Below are 24,146 nucleotides of genomic sequence, written 5' to 3'. Positions count from 1 at the left end.
TGATTTCTTGAATGCGATGACAAGTTTTGAATATACATATAAACGGAAAATGTGTTTTTAGAGGAGGAAAATCATTGAACCAACATGTACAATTGGAAATCAATCGCCTTGTTCATCGCCTGAAACAAGACCAATCCGCTGATGGTTCGTGGAATTATCCCTTTGACACCGGGATAACGGCAGATGCCTATATGATCATATTATTGAAAATTTTAGATATGGAAGATGCTGCCCTTATAGAGGCTTTAGTAAAAAGAATTGAAAGCAAGCAAACGGAGAACGGTTCATGGAAACTATTCCAAGATGAGAAAGACGGCAATGTTACGGTTACGATCGAGGCTTATTATGGCCTTCTTTATAGCGGACTCCGCAATAAGAACGATCCCCATATGAGGAAAGCCCAACAATTCATTCTTTCCAAGGGTGGCATCAAACAGGCCAAAATGTTAACGAAAATGATGCTTACTGTCACCGGACAATATCCATGGCCGCGCCTGTTCCCCATTCCTCTCGAAGTGGTCTTGCTTCCTCCCACCTTTTTCGTCAGCATTTATGATCTTTCCGTATATGGGCGGGTCAACATGATTCCATTGCTATTGCTAGGACATAAAAGGTTTCAGATCAAAACCCCGGACACGCCAAGTTTAAAAGAATTATTTCAAACAAGGGAGGACCTTTCCGAAGAGCATGTGTGGGAAGAGTATCGTACAGAAGAATATCGTTCCTTCTTCTCCAAACTTCAAACAGGCGTCAAAACTTTGATTGGTTATCCCGATTATTTACATTCCCTAGCCTTGGATTCAACGAAGAGGTTCATGCTCGACAGGCTGGAACCAGACGGGACACTGTACAATTATTTCGGTTCAACCTTTTTCATGATCTTTGCCCTCCTTTCAATTGGATATTCGAAAAAGGATCCAGTGATTCTAAAGGCCATTGCCGGTCTGAAGGGGATGGCCTGCTCCATTGAGGGACACACACATATCCAGCTCACGACGCCCCATGTTTGGAATACTTCCTTAATAAGCTACGCCCTTCAAGAAGCTGGCATTCCTTCCAAAGACCCAACGGTCAAGGCCGCCAATCAGTACTTACTGTCACGCCAGCATTATATGTATGGCGATTGGCTGATCCATAATCCTAACGCGATTCCAGGCGGCTGGGGGTTCTCGGATTTCAATACCATGAATCCGGATGTTGATGATACGACCGCCTCACTGCGGGCGCTGGCTAAGCAACTGCAAGCAAAACCTGATAATCGGGACAGTTGGGAGCGCGGTGTCTCCTTCACGATATCCATGCAAAATGATGATGGCGGATTTCCAGCCTTCGAAAGGAATAACGATCATAAATGGCTGCATCTTCTTCCTATTGAGGGTTCGAAATATCTCCTGACTGACCCTTCTACCGCTGATTTGACAGGAAGAACGCTGGAATTCCTAGGGAACTATATAAATATGAAGATACCGGAAGAGGTCAGTAAAAGAGCGGTGGATTGGCTATTGGAAGACCAGAAGCGTGACGGCTCCTGGTATGGGCGCTGGGGCATCTGCTATCTATATGGCACATGGTCTGCACTGACCGGCATGAAGGCAGCAGGGCAAGCCACTGGACATCCATCCATCCAAAAAGCCTTAACTTGGTTGAAGAAAATTCAAAATGAAGATGGTGGCTGGGGTGAATCTTGTTACAGTGATATTAAGCAACGATACATCCCCCTCGGAGAAAGTACACTGACACATACAGCTTGGGCTGTGGATGCGTTAATATCGGCATCCGAAAAGCCGACAGCCGAAATGGAAAAAGGCATTGCCTATCTCATCCGTGCAGGCCAACAGGACAGCTGGACCAATGATTATCCTGCAGGCCAGGGAATGGCCGATTTTTTGTATATGCATTATCATAGCTATCGCTATATTTATCCCCTTTTAGCCTTAAGCCATTACAATAAAAAATACCTGAAGACTTAATTGACAGTTTTTTTATCATATAAAGGTGAATATGTGGATTACCTGTGGAAAAGTGGTGAATAACACCGGAAAGTTATCCACAATCCGAGGTTATCCACATTCATTTATCCGTAAATGTGTTAAAAGCAAGAAATTCCCCGTCATATTTGTTGATTAATTCATTTCAGATATGTAAGAATGACTTGTTTTATCCAAGCTTTGTGGATAGTTTGGGGATGATCACTATTATGTGAAGACTTTATCCAGTTTATCACTATAAAATTCTATGGCCTTAGCATAAGATTGTATGTCTCGATCCTTAGAGGTTTCGGCAATTATCTTCAATAAAGATTCCATTGCAAGATCGTGTTGGCTCAAATTATAAAAAGCCATGGCCCTGAATACCAATAAAGCCTTATGTTCAGGAAACTTCGCCAGCCCCGTTTCCAATGTCTGTTTTGATTTTTCATATTCCCCTATGGTGCGATATGTGCTTCCCAATCCTAGGTAGGCCCCTTTTGCATCCTCCTCCGGCAAACCCAATTTGAGTGCCTCTTCATAATAGGGCACCGCCATTGCCTCAAGTCCGAGAATATCCAAACTCCAGGCACACTGATACTGTATGACTGCATCGACGGGATTTTGCTTTGCCAGATCCATCAATAATAGATTGGATTTTTTGAACTCTTTCTTTCCTCGTAATGACAGTGCCATTTCCAAATTCCCCATTTACATTCCTCCATTATATAAGATTCCTTATTACCCCTATTCGCGATTCCTTTTTTAACTCCTTCATGACCGCGAATATTTTCAGAGGTCATCAGCTATTCTCCCCCCACCCGCCTCTTCATCTAAAAGTTTCTTCTTTTCCCCTAATTTCGCTTGAGAACCGTAATGGCATAAAAAAAGGATCTGCCATTCGGCAAATCCTTTCATGCACTTCAGTTCATGATCATTCTTAGATCACAGATTACCATCGATTAATCATCCAATTGGTTTTTCAATACTTTTCCCGTAGTGGCATCTACCACTACATCATATTCCTTTTGTCCTTGTTTTATTTCCAGCTCGTACACAAGGGTGCCATTCTCCGAATCAAGCTCCATGTCCGTTACTTGACCATCCACCGCTTCCAAGGCAATCTTTTCGGCTTGATCACTGCTGACTTTTACAGTTTCCGCCGCTTGTTGTTTGCTCAGATCGTCATCGTCACTGTCTTCCATTTCCTGAGAAAGTATCTCTCCCTTTTCAGCATCAACGTCAACTTCTTGATAGCCTTCTTTCGTTTTAACGGTCATCTCATAGGTCATCGGCTGGTCCCAATCCTTTTCAAATTGAGTGACTTCCCCGCCTAGTTTTTCTGAAATCATTTTGACAGCCTCATCCTCGGATAGGTTACCCTTATTGACTGCATATACCGCCGTTCCAGCAGCACCGCCGAAAAGTAAAACGGAGGCCATTGACACCGTCATGATCACCTTTTTCCTTTGAATGATACCTTCTTTAATCGTACTCCACTGTTTTTTCATGAATGAATTCCTCCTTTAAGTTATTACCTTAATAATAAGCATCCTTCATGAAATGAACATGAGCGTTAGATTAGAATTTGATGAGAAAGAGTAATCGTCACCAACGTTCCCTTTCCCACTTCGCTTTGGATCTCCAATTTACCGTCGAATGACTCGACAAGCGACCGGGCAATGGAAAGCCCGAGTCCATTGCCTCCCGTTTTCCTTGCCCTCGATGAATCCACGCGATAAAAACGTTCAAATACATGCGGGAGATGTTCTGGTGATATCCCTGCGCCGCGATCTTTCACACAGATGATAATTTCATCGGCCTGCCGTTTTATCATGACCTGTATACTTGAGTCACTGTATTTCATAGCATTGTCCAATAGGATGACAATCACCTGTTCAAGCTTACTGGAAATAGTCATTGCATATATTTCCTTAAACTCTGATTCTATCGTTATTTCACGATTCCCCGTCCTTCTGAATGTTTGGGCAATCGCTTCACAAAACGAAATAAGTTCTATTTTCCCTTCCACATCTGCTGAAGGTTCCGTCTGGGAGGCAGACTGCAGAAGATGTTCCGTCAGCTTTTTCATCCGCACGGCTTCATGATGGATTGCCTCCACCGCCTCTTCCTGAATCGCCTCATCCTTCATTCCCCAGCGTTTCAATAGGGAAGAGTAGCTTTCTATGACCGTAATCGGTGTTTTTAATTCATGTGAAGCATCTGAAAGGAATTGCTGCTGTTGGTTATAATTCCGCTCAAGCCTTTCCATCATCTTGTTGAATGCCAATCCCATCACCTGCAGCTCATCCTTTGATTGGTCCGATAGCGGTATCCGTTTGAAGTCCCCGCTTTTCTCAATATCCTTCATCGTTCCGCTCATGATCGATATCGGTTTGAGGATCAGGTTGGCCAGCCATTTACCTGCAAGAATGGATAAAAGAATGACAAAAAGCGATGCACCGCCTAAAACGAGGGCAAGCACCGATAAATTATCAAGGAGGGTATCTTGCGGCTGTGTGACCTCGATCATCCCTAGCTTCTTCCCTTCATCAGGATAAGGATAACGGTAGGTCATGACATATTCCCCGTCAGCTTTGGTAAAATCATAACCTTTCTCGTTAATGGCTTTAACCGCAAGCCCCTCAAGGTCCTCTTCATCGGTAAATGATTTTATCAACCTTCCATCAGTATCGAATATCCGCACCATTCCATCGTCAGGGATATACGGCTCCATTAAAGCGGGATCACCGGAGATCAAATCTTTCGCCAAGATATTTTCTTCAATTAATGAAGCTTGATTTTCAAGCAGGTCCCGTTCCCTTTCTACTGATATCCAAAGGAAGGCGATTAAAACGATGATACTCAACAATATAAGCATGACACTTAAAAAAAGACTGGAATACGTTTGGATCTTCGTCCGGATCTTCATACTGGCTCCTTCAAGCTGTAACCTACACCGCGGTAAGTATGAATGAGCTGCAGGTCAAAGGGATAATCTATTTTTTTGCGTAAATAACGGATATACACATCAACCACATTCGTATCCCCTGCAAAATCATATCCCCATACATGTGTCAGGATTTGCTCTCTAGAAAGTACTTGATTTTTATTTTGCAAAAGATAAACCAGCAAATCGAACTCGCGGGAAGTCAGCTCAATCCTTTTGCCTTGCCTGTGAATGTCCCTTGTACCAAGGTTCAACTTCAGATCATGAATCTTTAGTTCATCCACTTCCACTTCTGGTTGGCGCTCCCGTACATTGGTACGGAAACAAGCACGGATCCGTGCGAGCAGCTCTTCGATTTCAAACGGTTTCGTTACATAATCATTTGCACCATGGTCAAGGCCATTCACCTTGTCTGGCACAGCATCCCTTGCGGTTAGAAGGATGACCGGTGTTGATCCATTCTTTTTCCGGTAACGCCTAAGTACTTCTATGCCATTCAGCTCGGGCAGCATCACATCCAATAAGATTAAATCCCACTCCTCGGCTTCTGCCCTTTCCAGACCTGCCTTTCCGGTAAATGCCGATTCTGTTTGATAACCCTCATGATTAAGTTCCAGCTGGAGAACCCTCGCAATTTTTTCTTCATCTTCTATAATTAAAATTCTTTTATTCATGATCATCACCACCTACCCCTTAGTGTACTGAAGAAATATGAAAATATCATGAGAAATTGAACTCTATGACTTTAATTTTTGCGCCTTTAAAAAAGGTCAAAAAAAGAATCGGGTGTGAAAACACACCCGATCCTTTTCATTCACCGTTCCAATGCTGGTTAATGAATTCATCGCGGCCCGATTTCGCACGGTCCGCTTTATAGTCATCTTTGTTTTTTTTATGATAGCCTTGATGGTATTCTTCGGCAGGATAAAAGGGTTGGGCCGGAAGGATTTCCGTTACGATGGGTTTCTGGAACCTCCCGCTGGCTGCTACCTTTTCTTTCGATTCAAGAGCCAGTTTCTCTTGAGCTTCATCATGATAGAAGATGGCCGTCCGATATTGGCTTCCTCTGTCATGGAATTGACCGCCATCGTCGGTAGGATCAATTTGCTGCCAATATAGTTCCAGCAATCTTTCATAAGGAAATAACTGAGGATCGAAAGTGATTTCCACGACTTCATAATGTCCCGTAGTTCCCGTCTTCAATTCCTCGTAAGTCGGGTTTTCAATATGTCCTCCCGAATAACCGGATACGATTCCCCCAATCCCCGGTAGTTCATCAAATGGTGTCACCATGCACCAAAAACAGCCTCCAGCAAATGTAGCCTTTTGCATAATGGCCAGCCCCTTTCCTGTATGTAATAAAAATTAATATACCATATTCCAATCCTGACACTGTGCTTTTTTGATTTGAGAAGCCGCCATTAAATGCGCCAAAACTGATTTACCTTTGATCAATCTTTTGACCAGCCCTTTTCCTTGAATCTTACAATCGCTTCAACGCGGTTGCTTACATCCAATTTATCAAGGATGACCGATATATAATTACGAACCGTTCCGTTAGTCAAATAAAGCTGGCTTGCGATTTCTTTTGTTGTCTTACCATCCGCAATCAATTTGAGCACTTGGCACTCTCGTTCAGTCAAAGGGTTTTCTTCTTCGAAAGCCATATCCACCAGCTCAGGGGCATAAACGCGCCGCCCGTCCATGATGACACGGATCGAATTCGCCAACTCATCACTTGGGCTATCCTTCAGCAGATATCCACCTACTTCTGCCTTTCTGGCTCTTTCAAAATACCCAGGACGTGCAAAAGTGGTCAAAATGATGACTTTGCATTGATGGCCCTGATCCTTGATCTCCTCGGCTACATCGAGCCCGGTTTTAACTGGCATTTCAATATCGGTTATGCAGATATCCGGCTTTAATTGATTGACGAGATTCATTGCTTCTTCCCCATTGCTCGCTTTTCCTACAACTTCCATGTCACTTTCCAAATCAAGGATGGAACCTAGCGCGCCAAGCAGCAACCGCTGATCTTCGGCAATTACGATTCGAATCAATGTCAATCTCTCCTATCCATTATTTTTTATCGCATTCGGAACCCTTATATAAAGCGTCGTTCCATCTGTCGTTTGAATATCCAGGCTGCCATTAACGAATTCAAGCCTTTCTTTCATTCCATGAAGCCCATTGCCTTTAAAAAACTCTGATCTATGTGAAAGCCCCACTCCATTATCCTGTACTGTGATCGTCACCCCTGTTTGTAATTCTTCAATGACGATATGACAGCAGTCGGCTCCGCTATGTTTGACGATATTGGTCACAGCTTCTTTCAAGCACATGCTTAAAACCGTTTCAACAAGCAATGGGGTATCTTTCAATTCCGTGGTGCCTTCCAAATTGAATTCTATCCCTGCCGCTTTCAATATTTGCTTGACCCGGATGATTTCATCGCTAAGCTTGGCCCCACGCATTTCCGACACCATTTCACGGACTTCCTTGAGTGCCGTCCTCGCCGTTTGACGGATATCCTTGATTTCCTTCTTGGCCGACTCCGGATTCAAATCGATCAATTTCCCTGCAAGGTCACTTTTCAAGCCAATCAAAGACAGCTTTTGTCCAAGTGTATCATGTAAGTCACGGGCAATCCGCTGGCGTTCTTCAATTTTGCCAAGCTCTGATATTCTTTTATGTGCGTCCTCCAATTGTTCTTCCAGCCTGCCCCGTTTATTTCGATTATATGTGTTGAATGGGAGCAGGATCACGCCTACCACACAAATGAGCATAAAGGGAAATTGCGAAAAGAATGTAGGGTCCTTCATGATGAATCCAATATTGACCGACACGATGGTAGCCAATAGCTGGATCGAATATAATACGAAAAAACCAACCTTATTTTGAACATTCCCAATAAAGAATGCTAAAAACAGCGAAAAGTAAATGTAGCTGAAAAATATGGTCATGGATATGGATATGACTATTTGTATCGCCGTCCATACGTATACGGGCCATCCCTTCGAAACGAATGAGAGACCATATGATATGAAAAACAAAATGATCATGACGATTCCAAAGACTATCTCCAACATCGAAGAGGATTTGAAGATGAAATAAAAAGGAAGGATACAAAAAATGATCCAGACATAAGGGCTCAGCCCTGTGTTTTTCGGAAAGATATGATACCAACTTTGCATGGCGCCGCCTCTATTTCTTTTTATCCTAGTATATACTAAGGAGTTTCATCAAAAAACCATCCAATGGGAATTGTATGGTTTTTTGATGAACAGTTTATTGAAACCTGGACGTTCATTATTGATTTTGTTTTCTTTAAAACGACAGGCGTCTTGTTTTTGCCATTAAGCCTTCCGTAACATTTTGGTACGCAAGGACTAAGATTGTACGTGGTGAAAACCATCATATAGCCAAAAAAAGATCCGCCGTTTGGCGAACCCATTTATAACTTGATGGCATACACCCGTTCAGGGCGTCCTACCGTACCATATGTTAAATCGGCATCAATTTTTTCCTCTGACATCAAGTGCTCCAGATAACGCCTTGCCGTTGTCCTGCTCACCCCGATTTCCTTTGCCACTATTTCGGCCGTTAAGCCAGGGGAGGATTTCCCCAACACAGCCATCACCTTCTCCAAAGTCATCCGATCGATCCCTTTTGGCAGTGAAGACTGTTCCCTCTCATTTTCCTTCACTTCTTTTCGCAAAAGCTTATCAACCTGTTGCTGTGTTACTGGAAAATTGCCCTTTTCCAATTCCGACAGTTTAATGTGATACTCTTGATATCTGTGTAAAGACTGCTTGAAACGTTCAAATGCGACAGGCTTGATAATATAATCAAATATGCCGATTTTGATGGCTTCCTGGACTTTTTCTATTTCTTTAGCCGCCGTTATCATAATGACATCCATTTGTTTGCTTTGCTGCTTGATTTCTTTCAGGATATCGAGCCCATTCATATCCGGAAAATACATGTCGAGAAGCAATAGATCCGGCTGCATGATTTCAATGAAGCTTTTAGCTTCATCATAGCTTGAGGCGATCCCTATCGTTTGAAAACCCTCAAGCTTTTCGATGAATAGCTTTTGTATCTCGGCAATCCGCAGGTCATCTTCTACGATTAAAACTTCTATATCGCGATTGGCCATCATCAAATCACCCCTCTGTTTTTTGGCAGTGCTACAGTAAAAATCGTATATTCCCCTTCTTTTGTCGAAAAAGTGATATACCCCCCTAATCCATCTATCGCTTCCTGAACAAGTCTCAAACCTATACCTGAATTGGTTTGAAGGCTTTTCGTCGTAAAACCGTTCTGGAAAATCAGTTCGGTAACATCTGGATTCATCCCTTTTCCATTATCTTCAACCTCTATGATCAACTCTTTACCCAAGTCCGTGACGAACAACGATACCCTTTTTTCCTCCCTATCGTTTTCCCGTACAGCTTCGAAGGCATTATTGATGAGGTTGCCGATGATCGTCACCAATAAATCCCGATCTATTTCGGGCGGAATATCCTTAAAACTGCTCTCTCTATCAATTGTAAAATCAATTTTCAGCTCGCTCGCCAAACTCACCTTCCCTAAGATGAACCCAGCAATAATCGGATCAGGTATTTCCTTCATTAGAAAGTGAATGAAGCCTTGGGTGACATCGACTTCCTTCGATATGAAATCCATCGCTTCTTTATATGAACCAAGTTGAATCAGGCCTAGCAAAGTATAGAGCCGATTCGAATATTCATGTGTCTGGGCCCTCAGCCCTTCTGCATATGCCTTTACATGTGACAGTTCCTGAAGGAGATTGGATAGTTCCGATTTATTTCTCAAACTTGCAACGGCACCGATGATTTCACCCTGTCCATTCAAAATGGGAATCCGGCTTGCCAAAAAAACTTCACCGTCAATCATGAATTCCTGATCATACTCGGCCCGTGCCGTGCTGACTACATCCAGCAAATGTGTATGCGTTATGACTTCTTCGATTTTTTGCCCGCGAAGCATGACGTCTTTAGGGATATGAAGGATTTTATGCGCCGTTTCATTGACGACCGTGATTTTCCCATGAACATCAATGGCAATGATGCCTTCATGAATGGATTCCAAAATGGCATGCTTCTCTTGGAACATCCAGGCAATCTCTTTCGGCTCCAGACCCAATATCGCCTTTTTTATATTGAATGAAATGAAAAAGGCGATCAATAAACCGCCGATTAATATAAAAGAAATGATCCAGACAATCTTTCTTTGTATACTGGACACTTCTTTTTCAATATCATCCTGAAGGTAGCCAACAGAGACGACTCCGATGACTTTTTCATTTGCGATTATTGGGGCTTTCCCCCTTATGGAAGGACCCAATGTCCCAATGGACTCCGTGATGATGGATTTCCCATCCCACACCTCGGCGTTATCTCCCCCTACCATTTTCCTCCCGATCATGTCGGGATTTGGATGGGACAGTCGTGTTTCATTCTTATCGCCTATTACTATGAATTCCGCATCGATCTGCCTGCGAACCCTTTCCGCGATGGGCTGGATGATTACAGAGGGATTATCCGTTCGAAAAGCTTGTTTAATTTCAGGCAGCAAAGAAATGGTCTGGGCAACCGACAATGCTTTTTCCCCTGTTTCCTGCTTCAGGTTATTTTCCAGGATATTTATAAAAATAACTTCAAAGATTCCGCCCATTAAGATGATTAACGTACAGATCCCCAGCATCAACTTGGTGTGTAAACGCATTCAATCACCTCTACTTACATCATATAAAAAAAAACCCCTTTAAAAAAGGAGTTTTTTCACAACATTCGGAAAATATGAGTTAACCTTCAATATTGATGACAACATCCTTCCCTCTCTTTTTAAGCAAAACCGGAATGAGCAGCCATAATGCCGTTATGATCAGGAATGTCAGGGAAAGCGGCCTGGTAAAAAACAAACTGTAATCCCCATCGGATATCGTCAGGGCCCTGCGCATATTATTTTCTATCATCGGTCCTAAAACCAGCCCTAATACCAATGGGGCGATTGGATAATCATTTTTACTTAAGAAATATCCCAAGACCCCGCACCCTAATAATAGCAATAAATCATAAGTCGATACTTGTACCGCATAAACGCCAAAAATGGAAATCGCGATAATGAGCGGAATCAAATATTTCTTTGGCGTTTCAATGATTTTCGCAAAAACCCTAACGAGCGGGAGATTAAGGATCAGCAGCATCAGATTCCCGATGAACATACTGGCGATAAGCCCCCAAGCTACCTGAGGATGGTCCTCGAATAATAATGGACCTGGCTGAACATTGTACATCATGAGCGCACCCATTAAAATCGCCGTTGTACCGGAACCCGGAATTCCCAGCGTCAATAATGGAATCATCGCTCCGCCAGATGCCGCATTATTGGCCGTTTCAGGTCCAGCCACCCCAGCGATCGCGCCTGTGCCAAATCTCCAGGGTTTTTTTGAAATCCTTTTTTCCATAAGATATGAGAAGAACGAAGCAAGAGTAGCCCCTGCACCCGGCAAGATCCCTACAAAGAAGCCTAAGAGCGACCCCCTCGCAATCGGACCGGCGGATTCCTTGAATTCTTCTTTGGAAGGAATCAAATTTTTGATCTTAGCAATGTCCCCATCATCCTCTTCTTTTTCCAAGATTGTCTTGAATACCTCTCCAAGTGCGAATAGACCCACTGCGATCGTCAGGAACTCGACCCCTTGATAAAGCCAAGGTATGCCGAATGTAAAACGGGCGATCCCGGATACATTATCGATGCCTATCGTCCCGATCAGCAAACCGCAAACCGTCATGATCAGTGCCTTGGTTACGGATTTTCCCGCGAGGCCGCTGACGGCCGCCAACCCTAGAAGCATGAGTGAAAAATACTCCGCCGGACCGAATTTAATGGCAATCGTCGATAATGGCTGTGCCAAGGCAATCATGGCGATAAGGGTGACTATCCCTCCGACGAAGGAGCCGATTGCCGAAATGGATAAAGCACTCCCGGCCCTTCCCTTTTTCGCCATTTGGTAACCATCCAATGTGGTGACGACAGAAGAGGATTCGCCAGGTGTATTCAATAGGATTGAAGTTGTCGATCCTCCATACATCGCTCCATAATAAACACCTGCAAGTAAAATGATGGCGCTTGTTGCCGCTTGCTCTGGTGGAAGTCCCCCTGTAATCGAAGCGGTTACCGGAATCAAAAGAGCCACTCCGCTCATCGGCCCGATCCCCGGCAAAACGCCGACAGCCGTACCGATCAATACTCCGACAAATGCAAAAAGGATGTTATACCAAGTTAGTGCCGTTTCAAAACCATGCAATAAATAATCAAAAGTGCCCACTTCACATCCCCCTTCCTTTTATGAAAACCAGATTGGCCAACCCGGCAGTGTTCCCTTTAAAACATTCACGAATAAATAATAGATGATTCCGGAAAATCCTGCGGAAATGAGGAGCGATGTCATCCACTTATTCCGTTCCATCGTTTGAAAGCAAACAAACAAAAAGAGGAAGGTCGTAATGACATATCCTATCGTTTCCAATGTCAAAATATAAATCAGGGTGGAGAGCAGAATGATGATAAAGGGTTTATATTCCAGCTTTCCTTTACCCGATTCCTGCACCTTGCCCCGAAATGCCTCATAGAACAGGCGAATACTTAAAACAGCGAGAACGAGCCCCAATACAAAAGGGAAAATGTCCGGTCCTACCGAACTTCCATAAGAAGAACTGGCCAGTTTCCTGCTTCCTATCATGAACAGCACCCCGACAGCCAGAAAGGCTACAGATGCAAAGCGATCAAATTTCACGTCCATCTTAATCCCTCCATTTCAGAAAACAAGAAGAAGGTGAAGCACCTCCTTCTCCCCGATTATTTTTCCATGCCTAACGCTTCTAATAATTGCTGCACCTGTTTTTCCTGTTCTTCTAAAAACTTGCTGAATTCTTCACTATTTTTATATTCCCGTTCCCATCCTTGAACTTCCACTTCCTTCTTCCATTCAGAAGTTTCAACTAGCTTCGCAATGGTTCCGTCCCAAAAGGTTTTCGCTTCACCAGACATATTCTGAGGTCCAAAAACCCCTCTCCAAATCGTGAATTCAGCATCAACACCCTGTTCCTTTGCCGTCGGTATGTCTTTAAGATCGCCACCCAAACGTTCAGTCGAGGTTACGGCCAACACTCTAATCTTCCCTGCTTTTAAAAATTCCCTGACACTGGATGCATCCGTTCCGATCACATCCGCATTACCGCCAAGCAAGGCCGTAATCGCTTCCCCGCCCCCGTCATACGAAACGTATTTAAGTTCTGTTGGATTCAAGCCATATTCATAGGCTGGAAGAATGGAAATCAAATGATCCATGGATCCCGGAGCCGATCCTCCTGCAAACGTCAGCTTACGCGGATCTTTCTTCACCGCTTCCAGCACTGATTTCAAATCCTTGAATTCGGAATCCGCCTTTACCACTATCGCCCCATAATCCTTTGTCAGCTGCGCCAAAGGGGTCGTATTTTTATACCCATAAGGGCTGTTGCCTTCTTTTTTAAGGTTATTGATGATGACAGGCGGTGAATTCACGAACAGCATGTCATTATTATCCGCTTGCTGTGTTGCATAATCCGCCATGAATACAGCGCCCCCGCCACCGGGTTTGTTTTCGACGGTCAATGGCTGGTTCACCAGTTTGGTCTCACTCAAGACCTTTGTAAATGAACGGGCGGTTAAATCCCATCCCCCGCCTGCGCCCGATGGAGCAACGACCGATATGGATTTTTTCGGATAGCCTGTACTTTCTTTCTTTTCTCCTGATGTATCCGAACTGCTGCATGCACCTAAACTTAAAGCTAACGAACCTGCCAAAATGACCGCTGAAATCTTTTTACGAGAAAACATAATAATCCTCCTTTTGAAAGCGTTTTCTTGATTCTACAAAAATATCTTCCTTTTCTTTGATTATTAACCTAAGATGCATAAATTCCATAACCTCTATATTGTTCATAAAGTTTTATCGGGAGACATGGGAAAAAGGCCCGCCCATTAAGAGCAGCCCTGCTAGAATAGTATTTTTGATAGATAGACGGCCATCGTTACCGTTATACTGCTGAATAAAGTCGACATCAAGACTGCTTGTGCCGCATACTCCGGATGGTTGTCATATTCCAAAGCGAATAATGCGCTGTTTCTCGATGTTGGAAATGAACTTGCGATAAATAATCCCTGAGCGACAGTCCCTTCCAAGCCCAGCAGGAGGATGATAAGGAATGCGATGGATGGCGAGAGTATTAACCGGCCAATCAAGCTAAGGATAAGCGGAAGCGGGAATTGCGTAATTTTCAAATAGGCACTCTGTGCACCCAATGTGATCAAGGCAATGGCTATGAAAGCACTCGCGATATTTTCAATCGGGGTCCATAAGAACAGCGGAATGTCGAAAGAAGCGGAGTGTAATAGAAAACCGAGTAATAAAGCATAAATGACGGGGTTCTTCAAGAACTCGCGAATGGCGCCCTTCGCACTTTTTGTATGGACGGAAACGGAATTCATCAATCCATAGGTATAGGTCAACAGGTTTTGAAAAATGATCACGATGACTTGGATCGACAGGCCAAGAGGATTCCCATTAAAAACCATCTGGCTTACGGGTAACCCGAAATTGGCTGAGTTATTCAGGACTACACTATTTTTAAACGTGGCAGAAAGACTTTGATCAAACCTGGCAAGTTTAGCAATCACTGTACTCACGATGATAAGGCTTACTGCTTGAAGGGCAAGGAAGCTGAATATCTGGACGATCATCCCCCCGCCCATTTTACTTTGATAGATATTGACAAAGCTAATGGCCGGCATGAGCAGGAAATGATTCAATTTAGATAGCGTATTCATATCCAACTTGAATTTACGATGCAGGATGGCCCCAGCCCCTATTAGGAAAAAGACGGGCACAATGACATTCAGTACGATCAGAAACAGGACACTCACATGACTTCCTCTCCATTCCTAAGGCAAATTCATGATGATTTACATCTCCCATCTATCATAATCCCGGGATAACCATAGTTAAAATACCAATAAATTATCGTTATCCATTCATAAAAGGAATGACAAAAAAAGCACAGAGATATCTGCGCTTCCAGTTAAATATCACTCATGAAATCGACGTCTTTGACAAATTCGACAAACGCTTTGACCAGTTTTAATTCCAGTGACTTTTCATGATATAGCATCCACGTATTCCTGATAAGGGGATTACCCTGCTTATCCCTAAGGTCCATCTGACTTAGACTTTGGTCCTTCTCCAATAAAACACTGGGAAGGATGCCATATCCCAGGCCATTCCTGACCATTTCTTTGCATGTATCACCTTTGTCCACTTCCATCCCAACCAAAGGCGGTCCTGAAAAATTATCTCTCCACCAATTATCGATCATTGTTTTTAAAAGGGCGTCCGTCCCATAATCGATCCTCGGCAAGAAAGGCAGGTCCCGGACTTCGATTTCTTCCTTGGAAGCAATGCAAATCGTTTCCTCAAAAAGATGGTGCCTTGACCCTGCCCATTGATAGTCCCCCCGAACGATCCCTACATGCACTTCTTCCTTGTAAATGAGGTTCAGCACTTCTTTACTCCAACCAGTCGTCACATTGAAATCCACTTTAGGATATCGCTCACGAAATAATCTCAACAGGCCAGGCAATTTATGCAGCGTGATATAATTGGAAACACCCAGCCGTAATGTCCCACTGATCTCCTGACCCATATTGAACGCTGTCTCTTTTATCTGCCGGAGCCTGATCAGCATCTCATCTGCACAGTTGGCCAAATATTCCCCTTGAGGGGTGAACTGGACTCCCCTTGTTCCCCGCTCCACAATCTTTAGATTGAATTCCTTCTCTATTTGCTGAATTCGTTTCGTTAAAGAAGGTTGCGATATATATAAACTTTGCGCCGTTTTAGTAATATTCTTATGCTCATGCAACACCTTTAAAATATGCCAATCCCTTTCATTCATAACCCTTCCCCCGATACCGCCTTTTCCTTGAATGTCCTATCGAAACTGTATAACATAAGGCTTGTTGGATATATCCAAGCCATGCCGGCAAGGACTTTCCCAAAGCGCATTCTCCAGCCCGCCTTAGGAGCGGCATCTTTCACGCTCAGTCATTCAATTGTATTCTTTCAGGGCATGTATAGATATTCAGTGAATCATTACGAATGAACCCGACCGTGGTGATTCCCAATCCTTCAGCCAATTCCAAAGCCAATTCAGTTGGAGCGGACTTCGAAAGGATCAGTTCACAGCCGATTTTCGCCACCTTCAAGAGAATTTCCGATGAAATCCGGCCGCTGAACACGATAGCTTTCCCTTCTATCGAAATACCATTTTTCAAGCAATGGCCGTATATTTTGTCCAAGGCATTATGTCGGCCGATGTCCATCCTGCTTAATACGAGGCCATCGACATCACATAAAGCGGCATTGTGGACCCCTCCTGTGTTCTGGAAGGTGACAGCGGAATTTTGTAAATCCTTCATCAAGCGGAAGCAGTCATCGGGAGTCAGTTTCACCGAAACATTATCCATTTTCTTGGCAGTCAAAGCATCATTCACAAAGACGAACCCTTGTCTGCTCATTCCGCAGCATGATGTAATATACCGTTTATTTTGAAAGTCCTGGAAGTAGGGATTCACTTTATCTGTCTTCACATGAACAAAGCCTTCTTTTTCCTGGACCCAGATTTCTTTTATCTCATCATATTTTTTGATGATGCCTTCCGAAGCCAAATAGCCAATCACCATATCCTCGATGTATTCAGGTGTACAAACCATCGTGACGAATTCCTGGCCATTTATTTTGACAGTGACGGGATACTCCGTTACGATCGTATCTTCCGTCCGCCCGATGTTGCCTTTGGTTATCCGGATGATGTCCCTCTTGCTTTCAATCGCTTTCATGTTCCCACTCCTTTTACTATCCAGGAGCCAATTGACCACTATGTAAGGAACGTGGTCAATGCCCGTTGAGTTTGTCCGCTATATCCTTATCAAATACGAATACGGAAATCGCTATGTTCTCCTTGATTTTGATATCTGAAAACAAATGGACCAGTTTAGCCCCAACCAGTTCCTCCATTCCATCAGGAGGACTCTCCGAATACACATCCTGAACCATTTTGGTACGTGCAGAATGGACCATGTCCCTTCCTTCCTCCGATCTTGATATAAACATTTCCGTAGGAGTCAAATTCCCATATAACGTAGAAACGGCCATATTCTCCACGAAAACCGTGTGTATGCGTTCTGGTCCTTTACCGAATAATTCCTTGCGCAGCTTACGAATCATATCATTGAATTCATGGATAACCTTTGACACCGTTACGTCACTCCAATTCAAGAAAATTAAGTTCTCAATTTTCTAATCATAAATCAACGCGAAGAAAAACGAAAGGAATTTGGGAATGATAGCCTCTTTCCAGGATTGTTTCTTGCTAAAATTAAAGGTATACTATCAAAGAGGAAAGTTGGGAGCATAATAGTGTACTGTTGTGTCCTATCTTTTTTAAAAATCATCCATTATGGTATGGATTGGTATATTGGCAAGCTTTGCTATTAAACTATTCCACCATGACCTACATTTCCGTTCAGAGCCGGAGGTGTGATCATGGTGGTTTTTTTCGTGTTTTTGGCTATAAAAGGGGGAAATATAATGAGCGATTCAAACATCACCATCAAAATCAATGGGAAGGATTATACCGCTAATGAAGGAGCGACAATACTGGAGGTCATCAACCAAAATGAGATAGCTCATCCACAGATTTGTTACGTTCCTGAAGTGGATCCGATCCAAACATGCGACACATGCATCGTCGAAGTTAATGGGGAACTCGTCCGATCATGTTCGACAAAAGCAGCGGGCGGCATGGATATAGCCTTGGATTCAAACAAGGCAAAAGAGGCCCAAACCGAAGCCATGGACCGGATCCTGGAAAACCATTCTTTATACTGTACTGTATGTGATAATAATAACGGAAATTGCAAACTGCATAACACAGCGGAATTAATGGAAATCGAACACCAAAAATATCCTTACACACCGAAAGTGGAATTGGGTGCCGTCGATATGTCCCATCCATTTTACCGCTATGATGCCAATCAATGCATCGCATGCGGCCAATGTGTCGAAGTCTGCCAAAACCTTCAGGTCAACGAGACGCTGTCCATCGACTGGGAAGCGGAACGCCCCCGGGTAATCTGGGATGAAGGAACGGAAATCAATAACTCATCCTGTGTAGGCTGCGGACAGTGTGTAACCATTTGTCCATGTAATGCATTAATGGAAAAATCGATGCTGGGTGAGGCTGGCTTCATGTCAGGTTTGAAAAACGATATGCTTGAACCAATGATTGACCTTGTCAAAGAAGTGGAACCTGGATACAGCGGGATTTTTGCCATTTCAGAGATTGAAGCGGCAATGCGTGATACACGGACGAAGAAGACAAAAACGGTCTGTACGTTCTGTGGGGTAGGATGCACATTCGAAGTCTGGACAAAAGGCCGTAAAATCCTTAAAGTCCAACCTACCCATGAAGCACCCGTCAATGCGATATCCACATGTGTCAAAGGGAAATTCGGCTGGGACTTCGTAAACTCGGAAAAACGTTTAACCAAGCCCCTGATTCGGAAAAATGGGAGATTCGTAGAATCAGGCTGGGATGAAGCACTTGATTTGGTTGCATCCAGACTTGGTTCGATCAAACAGCAATACGGCGGAAATTCAGTAGGCTTCATTTCCTCATCAAAGATCACGAATGAAGAAAACTATGTGATTCAAAAACTGGCACGTCAAATGTTCGAAACGAATAACGTCGATAATTGCTCGCGTTACTGTCAATCCCCGGCAACAGACGGACTGTTCCGTACGGTCGGCATGGGCGGAGATGCTGGTACGATTAAAGATATCGCCGCAGCAGGTCTTGTCATCATCGTTGGCGCTAACCCTGCAGAAGGCCATCCCGTATTGGCGACACGCGTAAAACGGGCACACAAGCTTCACGGACAAAAACTGATCGTAGCTGACATCCGCAAAAACGAAATGGCCGAACGCTCCGACATCCATATCAGTCCAAAACAAGGAACAGACCAGGTTTGGTTGATGGCGGTTACAAAATATATGATCGATCAAGGCTGGCATGATCAAGAATTCATCAATGAAAATGTTAACTTCTTCGACGATTATCAAGAAGTACTTGAAAAATACACCCTGGAATATGCCGAAACACACACAGGCATTTCAAGAGAAACATTGATCCAAATAGCTGAGACCATTCGCGATGCAGACGGAACATGCATCCTCTGGGGAATGGGCGTTACACAAAACACCGGTGCTTCCGATACTTCAGCGGCAATTTCCAACTTGCTATTGGCTACGGGCAACTACCGTCGTCCAGGAGCGGGAGCTTATCCGCTTCGCGGCCATAACAATGTACAAGGCGCTTGCGATATGGGTACCCTGCCAACATGGCTTCCAGGATATCAGCATGTTACCGATGACGTGGCACGTGCTAAGTTCGAAAAAGCTTATGGAGTGAAAATCGATGGCAAACCAGGCTTGAACAATATTGAAATGCTTAAAGCGATAGAAAAAGGCGACATGAAGGCCATGTATCTCGTCGGAGAAGATATGGCACTTGTCGATGCGGATGCAAACCATGTTGATAAAGTGTTATCCGGATTGGATTTCTTTGTTGTCCAGGATATTTTCCTTTCAAGGACAGCCCAATATGCCGACGTGGTATTGCCAGGGGCCCCATCTCTTGAAAAAGACGGAACGTTCACCAATACAGAGCGCCGTGTACAGCGTTTATATAAAGCCCTTCCCACCATGGGGGATTCTAAAGCGGACTGGGAAATCACTCAAGAGATCGCCAACCGCTTAGGTGCAAATTGGAACTACACTCACCCTAGTGAAATCTATGAAGAAATGGCAAGCCTGTCACCGATATTCAGCCAAGCGAATTACGAGGTGCTGGAGGGGTGGAACAGCTTCCTCTGGGGGAGTCATGATGGATCAAACACACCGCTTCTTTATGTGGATGGCTTCAACTTCCCTGATAAAAAAGCGCGCTTTGCACTGGCTGACTGGGTGGAACCTCATAAATTCCCGGAAGAATATGACCTTCATATCAATAATGGACGCATGCTGGAGCATTTCCATGAAGGTAATATGACGAACAAATCCAATGGAATCCAATCGAAAGTACCTGATATTTTCGTTGAGGTATCACCGGAACTTGCCAAAGAACGTAAAGTAGGCGATGGCGGACTCGTTCGCTTAGTGTCTCCATTCGGGGCCGTTAAATTAAAAGCCCTGATTACAGACCGTGTAAAAAATAATGAGCTATTTTTACCGATGAACTCAGTCGATAAAGACTCTGCCATCAACTTCCTGACTGGTCCCATCTATGATCAACGCACAAGCACGCCTGCTTACAAACAGACGATGGTCCGCATGGAAGTATTAAGCGCAAGCGGAGACATCCCATTACCGGGTACCAATCCACGGAACAAAAAACGTCATCCTCAAAATGGTGTCGAGGTTGAACGTAAGTGGGCCCGTCCAGGGTATGTTCACTTAACGGATAAATAAACAGGGAGGGTGAAGATCATGGCAGCTCCTATTACGGAAATCCATAATCCCATTACTGAGGAAGAAATTAAGCTACAAAAACTCGAAGAACTGAAAACACTGATTACCCATAATGAAGAGGCATTGAACAATATGTTTAAAATCGTCAATGAACTGAATGACTCGGGAGTATTCGAAGCCGCGACCTCCATGCTTCAAGGAAAAGAACAAATCGCGAAAATCGCTCTTCAACAAATCACAAGGCAACCTGTCACAAACCTGATCAATACCCTAATGGGGGCAACAGGAGCCTTGATGAACGCCGATGCCGCACAATCCACGAAACTGCTAAACAGCGCACTTGCAGGAATCGATGAAGGAAACAAATTCCTTCAGGCCGATAAGAAGATCGGAGTTTTGGATTTAATGAAAACACTGAATGATCCAGACATAAACCGGGCTATCGGCTTTGGCGTCCACTTCCTAAAGGGAATGGGCAAGGAATTAAAAGAATAGAATCGGAACAAAGACTCAAGAGAAGCTTCTTTTGAGTCTTTTTTATCATGTTTGACGATATTGATGCAAAATTAAGGAATCTGGGGGATTTCCAAAATGTTGATGTACGTAGGGCCAAATCACTCATCAAAATAGAGGCTGTACACCCTCCCCTTATTCGCACCACTGCTTGTCAGATTCAATGATTGCAAGATCCTCGTTGCACTGGATGAAGAGGAAATGTTTAAAAAATCCCTCAACTGCCGATTCGTTATGGTCGAGCCTAATAGATAAAAATAATCTCGTAAAGCCGGGATATGTGCTTTTTTACTGGATAGTTGGCATTGAGGGCAAATCCATGTGCCATGCCTTCTACATAACTGATTCCCCTTGCAATTCTCACATATCACTCCTTTTATTAGGTCCTCTTCGGTAAGGTTGTATCGTTCCAGAATGGAAAAGTCCGCATCGATGTGGTGTTTATTCATTACGCGAACGGCTTTTTTCAAATCTTTTTCACTAAAAATGGAGTCTGTTATGGAGTCTTCCATTTGACTAATTTTAAAAGGAAGTGCATCGCGATGGATAACTTTATAGTGGAGTTTATGGTTACCAGGAGCTGTACGGATGATTGTTTGAGGATTACTGATGACAATTAAAGAAAGGATGGTAAGTGAGGGAAAACCATTTTTCAAGAACCAATTGGTTAACTGTGATTCCTGGCGGCTGACTTGTATGATGGGATCTGGAAATGCCGTCTCTTTTCCTTCTATCGTTCGAATGAGCTGGTTGAAATGCGGATCAAAATAGATTGCCCCTGCAATGTTCTTCACTTCAATAATAAGCGCATATTTCTTGGAGATCAATAAGGTATCCAGTTGAAAAAATCGTGATTGATCCTGCAGCCTTAAATCGTGGAAGATGTAATATCTTTTCGGTTCAAGAAAGCTTAATGGAAAATCAATGGAACATTCCCCTCTATGGCCCGCTTCCCTTTTTTTGAGATCGTTCATGATTAAGGCGAGTTTGGGGTGATTCGGAGGAAGCCTGTACGCTAATGCACGTAATTTTCGGATGGCAAGAGGAACTTTTCGCTTTTTTACAATCAATTAAATCGCTCCAATCTTGGTTTCTCCCAAATGATTCTACAGCAGGAGGGAATATTCCTTTAAATGATGACGATTGTACAATTTATCTGCGAATTTGGGAATATATCTTCGAAAATGGAGATATATCTGCGAAAACTCCTGATTTATCTGCGAATTATGCAATTTATCGATTTTTCGACAAAAACAACTAAAAAAACAAATTGCTATATTGTCATCATAAATTCGTAATCGATACCATAACAGATTTTGAAGATATCTCACCTGTACCTAATCCTAATAGGGGTACCGCCAACAATCCGCTTTTGTCTGACGGTACCCCAAATGCCAGTCAGTGTTTTCTACGAACAGCTGATTAAGGACAAAGCGTGCTATTCAACGCAGGGAGGGCCTGCCGTACTGTCATGACAAAAGCTTAATAATAATTTTCCTTCTTCATACCGGCGCAATGTATCTTTAGCCTAGAATATCAGAAAGTGCACTTTGTACGTTTGGAAATTGAAAGGAGTAATTGTGGTAAAGTGCTTTTTGAGGGAGTACCCGCTGCCCTTTTAATACCAACTGACTCATTTCACCAAGTACTACTTTTACTACAACCCCAGGAACATGAAGCCAATATGGGCGGTGAAGGACGTCTGCAATGGACTGTCCGTATGATGACATGCGTATTGGATGAGGCGAGGTCACATTCAACGGTCCATCTACTTCAGAATTAATTATGGCGAAGTAAACCATCTCAACCGCATCTTGAATGTGCACCCAGGAAATCCATTGCATCCCACTGCCGATTGTCCCCCCAATACCTAATTTATACGGTAGCACTATTCGCGGAAAGGCACCCTCTTGACCCAGAATGATGCCGAAACGCGCGAAGACCGTTCGAACGCCTAATTCTTTCGCCATTGCCCCTTCTTTCTCCCAACTCTTTACAACACTGGCCAAAAAATCATTTGCATCACTTTCGGAGGACTCATTAAACGTTTTGAAGTCTGACATCCCGTAGTAACTTACACCTGAAGCGTTAACAAGAACTTTTGGCCTTGGATGAAGATGTCTCAAAATTCGAATGACCTCTTTTGTGGCTGAAAGACGGCTATTCAAAATAGCCTCCTTTTTACTTTGGATCCACCGTCCGCTATTAATTGATTCCCCGGCTAAATTGACCATCGCATCGACATCCTTAAGTTCGTTTTCAGGTTGATGATCTGCAGAAAGCCAATCAACATAATGAACGAATTCACTTGTTCTTTTATGATCAGGAAGACGCGTTAATATGGTTACTCGATGGCCTTTTTGAGTCAACAGGTGTGTCAAGGCTTGACCTACAAACCCGCTTCCTCCCGTTATAACAACATGCAATTTCCTCACCGCCTTCTTCAGCTGCTTTCTTATAAGTTAGTGAATAACATAACGGCCTAAAAGATTGCCAACAAGAAAAATCGGGATCATGAGCAGGCTGACCGGGAGACTTGCAAAAAGTAAATGCCCGTCTATCAGACCGTGTTCGAACAAACTGTCATAGGCAATAAGACAGTAAGGGATGAGAAGGAATAGTGCCGTTATGATGCCAGGTGTGTAGCCTTTGAAAAAGATGGACTGAACAATATGCATGATCGCTTGCAGAATAAATAAATTGAGAATAGCTGTATATAAAAGAAAGCCCCCTCCGTTTAATGTGAGATGGGCAGTCACCACTGTAGTGAATGAAATAATCAACAAAATCCAAGTAGCCGAAACAGAAAGCTGGGCAGCGGTCGAACCTAGTTTTTCCCTCATATTTAATATTAGTTGGACGAAAGAAGATTTTTGAAACCTATTTTCACTTGCCTTCATGGAAGATTCAATGGTTATGATCTCTTCTAAGTCATGGAAAATAAAAATGATTGGGCACAACCAAATAATTGTATGAAGATCGAAAAATTGGCGGAAAGTTTCAAGCATCTTTTGCCTCCTGCTTGTTGTAGTTTTGTTCATTGAATTGGACAAACTTT

Annotated in this window: 22 protein-coding genes; 3 read left to right on the top strand and 19 right to left on the bottom strand. The window is 43.4% G+C overall.

The genetic code is table 11. From position 1 onward, the window contains the following. Positions 1-74: 74 nt before the first annotated feature. Entirely contained in the window at positions 75-1,970 is a 1,896-nt protein-coding gene (gene shc, locus ACFRAK_RS01680; protein WP_387704276.1) for a squalene--hopene cyclase, read from the top strand. A gap of 225 nt (positions 1,971-2,195) precedes the next feature. On the opposite strand, the gene ACFRAK_RS01675 is transcribed toward shc, so the two are convergent. The 16 genes from ACFRAK_RS01675 to ACFRAK_RS01600 form a co-directional block, all read right to left on the bottom strand. Beyond that, positions 2,196-2,678, bottom strand: a complete 483-nt coding sequence (locus tag ACFRAK_RS01675; protein WP_387704278.1) for a tetratricopeptide repeat protein — start codon at positions 2,676-2,678, stop codon at positions 2,196-2,198. Positions 2,679-2,929: 251 nt separating this feature from the next. Beyond that, on the bottom strand, positions 2,930-3,478 hold the full coding sequence (locus tag ACFRAK_RS01670; protein WP_387704280.1) for a PepSY domain-containing protein: 549 nt from the start codon (positions 3,476-3,478) through the stop codon (positions 2,930-2,932). A 65-nt stretch (positions 3,479-3,543) separates the two neighbouring features. Further along, a complete protein-coding gene (locus ACFRAK_RS01665; RefSeq protein ID WP_387704282.1) occupies positions 3,544-4,899 on the bottom strand; it encodes a sensor histidine kinase in 1,356 nt (451 codons plus the stop codon). After that, a complete protein-coding gene (locus ACFRAK_RS01660) occupies positions 4,896-5,591 on the bottom strand; it encodes a response regulator transcription factor (RefSeq protein ID WP_387604108.1) in 696 nt (231 codons plus the stop codon). The genes ACFRAK_RS01665 and ACFRAK_RS01660 overlap by 4 nt, the downstream gene beginning before the upstream one ends. A 136-nt stretch (positions 5,592-5,727) precedes the next feature. Further along, positions 5,728-6,249: a peptide-methionine (S)-S-oxide reductase MsrA gene (gene msrA, locus ACFRAK_RS01655; protein WP_387604110.1), complete on the bottom strand. Its 522-nt coding sequence runs from the start codon at positions 6,247-6,249 to the stop codon at positions 5,728-5,730. Positions 6,250-6,368: 119 nt separating this feature from the next. Further along, a complete protein-coding gene (locus ACFRAK_RS01650; RefSeq protein ID WP_387604112.1) occupies positions 6,369-6,977 on the bottom strand; it encodes a response regulator in 609 nt (202 codons plus the stop codon). A 12-nt stretch (positions 6,978-6,989) separates the two neighbouring features. Further along, positions 6,990-8,111, bottom strand: coding sequence for a sensor histidine kinase (locus ACFRAK_RS01645; protein WP_387604114.1), 1,122 nt, complete (start codon positions 8,109-8,111; stop codon positions 6,990-6,992). A gap of 260 nt (positions 8,112-8,371) precedes the next feature. Further along, positions 8,372-9,079: a response regulator gene (locus tag ACFRAK_RS01640; protein ID WP_260286267.1), complete on the bottom strand. Its 708-nt coding sequence runs from the start codon at positions 9,077-9,079 to the stop codon at positions 8,372-8,374. Next, a complete protein-coding gene (locus ACFRAK_RS01635; protein ID WP_387604117.1) occupies positions 9,079-10,668 on the bottom strand; it encodes an ATP-binding protein in 1,590 nt (529 codons plus the stop codon). Before ACFRAK_RS01635 ends, ACFRAK_RS01640 begins: the two co-directional genes overlap by 1 nt. Positions 10,669-10,747: 79 nt before the next feature. Next, entirely contained in the window at positions 10,748-12,274 is a 1,527-nt protein-coding gene (locus ACFRAK_RS01630; RefSeq protein WP_387604119.1) for a tripartite tricarboxylate transporter permease, read from the bottom strand. A gap of 18 nt (positions 12,275-12,292) precedes the next feature. Continuing rightward, positions 12,293-12,748 (bottom strand): tripartite tricarboxylate transporter TctB family protein, encoded by a 456-nt coding sequence (locus tag ACFRAK_RS01625; RefSeq protein WP_387604121.1) that lies wholly within the window; start codon positions 12,746-12,748, stop codon positions 12,293-12,295. 56 nt (positions 12,749-12,804) lie between these two features. Further along, a complete protein-coding gene (locus ACFRAK_RS01620; RefSeq protein ID WP_387704285.1) occupies positions 12,805-13,827 on the bottom strand; it encodes a Bug family tripartite tricarboxylate transporter substrate binding protein in 1,023 nt (340 codons plus the stop codon). A gap of 159 nt (positions 13,828-13,986) precedes the next feature. After that, positions 13,987-14,913 carry an AEC family transporter gene (locus tag ACFRAK_RS01615; RefSeq protein WP_387704286.1) on the bottom strand — a complete coding sequence of 309 codons (927 nt, stop codon included), beginning with the start codon at positions 14,911-14,913 and terminating at the stop codon, positions 13,987-13,989. A 155-nt stretch (positions 14,914-15,068) separates the two neighbouring features. Next, positions 15,069-15,941, bottom strand: a complete 873-nt coding sequence (locus tag ACFRAK_RS01610) for a LysR family transcriptional regulator (protein ID WP_394571201.1) — start codon at positions 15,939-15,941, stop codon at positions 15,069-15,071. Between the two features lie 145 nt (positions 15,942-16,086). Next, the gene (fdhD, locus tag ACFRAK_RS01605; RefSeq protein ID WP_260286273.1) at positions 16,087-16,884 is read right to left on the bottom strand and encodes a formate dehydrogenase accessory sulfurtransferase FdhD; all 798 of its coding nucleotides are present in this window, start codon (positions 16,882-16,884) and stop codon (positions 16,087-16,089) included. Between the two features lie 55 nt (positions 16,885-16,939). Continuing rightward, positions 16,940-17,302, bottom strand: coding sequence for a Na-translocating system protein MpsC family protein (locus tag ACFRAK_RS01600; protein ID WP_076368224.1), 363 nt, complete (start codon positions 17,300-17,302; stop codon positions 16,940-16,942). Between the two features lie 333 nt (positions 17,303-17,635). Here ACFRAK_RS01600 and fdhF point away from each other — a divergent pair, with 333 nt between their 5' ends. Beyond that, positions 17,636-20,575 (top strand): formate dehydrogenase subunit alpha, encoded by a 2,940-nt coding sequence (gene fdhF, locus ACFRAK_RS01595; protein ID WP_394571200.1) that lies wholly within the window; start codon positions 17,636-17,638, stop codon positions 20,573-20,575. 18 nt (positions 20,576-20,593) lie between these two features. After that, positions 20,594-21,070, top strand: a complete 477-nt coding sequence (locus ACFRAK_RS01590; protein WP_387604130.1) for a helical membrane plugin domain-containing protein — start codon at positions 20,594-20,596, stop codon at positions 21,068-21,070. Between the two features lie 119 nt (positions 21,071-21,189). Here ACFRAK_RS01590 and ACFRAK_RS01585 read toward each other — a convergent pair whose 3' ends face one another. The 3 genes from ACFRAK_RS01585 to ACFRAK_RS01575 all read right to left on the bottom strand — a co-directional run bounded on the left by ACFRAK_RS01585 (position 21,190) and on the right by ACFRAK_RS01575 (position 24,096). Continuing rightward, positions 21,190-22,158 carry a nuclease-related domain-containing protein gene (locus ACFRAK_RS01585; protein WP_394571199.1) on the bottom strand — a complete coding sequence of 323 codons (969 nt, stop codon included), beginning with the start codon at positions 22,156-22,158 and terminating at the stop codon, positions 21,190-21,192. A gap of 453 nt (positions 22,159-22,611) precedes the next feature. Beyond that, the gene (locus ACFRAK_RS01580; protein WP_387604133.1) at positions 22,612-23,514 is read right to left on the bottom strand and encodes a TIGR01777 family oxidoreductase; all 903 of its coding nucleotides are present in this window, start codon (positions 23,512-23,514) and stop codon (positions 22,612-22,614) included. A 36-nt stretch (positions 23,515-23,550) separates the two neighbouring features. Beyond that, positions 23,551-24,096, bottom strand: a complete 546-nt coding sequence (locus ACFRAK_RS01575; protein WP_387604135.1) for an HXXEE domain-containing protein — start codon at positions 24,094-24,096, stop codon at positions 23,551-23,553. Positions 24,097-24,146: the final 50 nt, after the last annotated feature.

This window comes from Peribacillus sp. NPDC056705 (assembly GCF_043656335.1).
The sequence above is the reverse complement of the archived record's forward strand: the minus strand, read 5'-3'. Positions and strand labels throughout refer to the sequence as shown.

Bases quoted from the DNA above. Each gene is read 5' to 3' on its own strand.
- ACFRAK_RS01590 (WP_387604130.1), top strand. From the start codon at position 20,594: ATGGCAGCTCCTATTACGGAAATCCATAATCCCATTACTGAGGAAGAA.
- ACFRAK_RS01620 (WP_387704285.1), bottom strand. From the start codon at position 13,827: ATGTTTTCTCGTAAAAAGATTTCAGCGGTCATTTTGGCAGGTTCGTTA.
- fdhF (WP_394571200.1), top strand. From the start codon at position 17,636: ATGAGCGATTCAAACATCACCATCAAAATCAATGGGAAGGATTATACC.
- msrA (WP_387604110.1), bottom strand. From the start codon at position 6,249: ATGCAAAAGGCTACATTTGCTGGAGGCTGTTTTTGGTGCATGGTGACA.
- ACFRAK_RS01675 (WP_387704278.1), bottom strand. From the start codon at position 2,678: ATGGGGAATTTGGAAATGGCACTGTCATTACGAGGAAAGAAAGAGTTC.
- ACFRAK_RS01645 (WP_387604114.1), bottom strand. From the start codon at position 8,111: ATGCAAAGTTGGTATCATATCTTTCCGAAAAACACAGGGCTGAGCCCT.
- ACFRAK_RS01670 (WP_387704280.1), bottom strand. From the start codon at position 3,478: ATGAAAAAACAGTGGAGTACGATTAAAGAAGGTATCATTCAAAGGAAA.
- fdhD (WP_260286273.1), bottom strand. From the start codon at position 16,884: ATGAAAGCGATTGAAAGCAAGAGGGACATCATCCGGATAACCAAAGGC.
- ACFRAK_RS01660 (WP_387604108.1), bottom strand. From the start codon at position 5,591: ATGAATAAAAGAATTTTAATTATAGAAGATGAAGAAAAAATTGCGAGG.
- ACFRAK_RS01665 (WP_387704282.1), bottom strand. From the start codon at position 4,899: ATGAAGATCCGGACGAAGATCCAAACGTATTCCAGTCTTTTTTTAAGT.
- ACFRAK_RS01575 (WP_387604135.1), bottom strand. From the start codon at position 24,096: ATGCTTGAAACTTTCCGCCAATTTTTCGATCTTCATACAATTATTTGG.
- ACFRAK_RS01625 (WP_387604121.1), bottom strand. From the start codon at position 12,748: ATGGACGTGAAATTTGATCGCTTTGCATCTGTAGCCTTTCTGGCTGTC.
- ACFRAK_RS01635 (WP_387604117.1), bottom strand. From the start codon at position 10,668: ATGCGTTTACACACCAAGTTGATGCTGGGGATCTGTACGTTAATCATC.
- ACFRAK_RS01610 (WP_394571201.1), bottom strand. From the start codon at position 15,941: ATGAATGAAAGGGATTGGCATATTTTAAAGGTGTTGCATGAGCATAAG.
- ACFRAK_RS01640 (WP_260286267.1), bottom strand. From the start codon at position 9,079: ATGATGGCCAATCGCGATATAGAAGTTTTAATCGTAGAAGATGACCTG.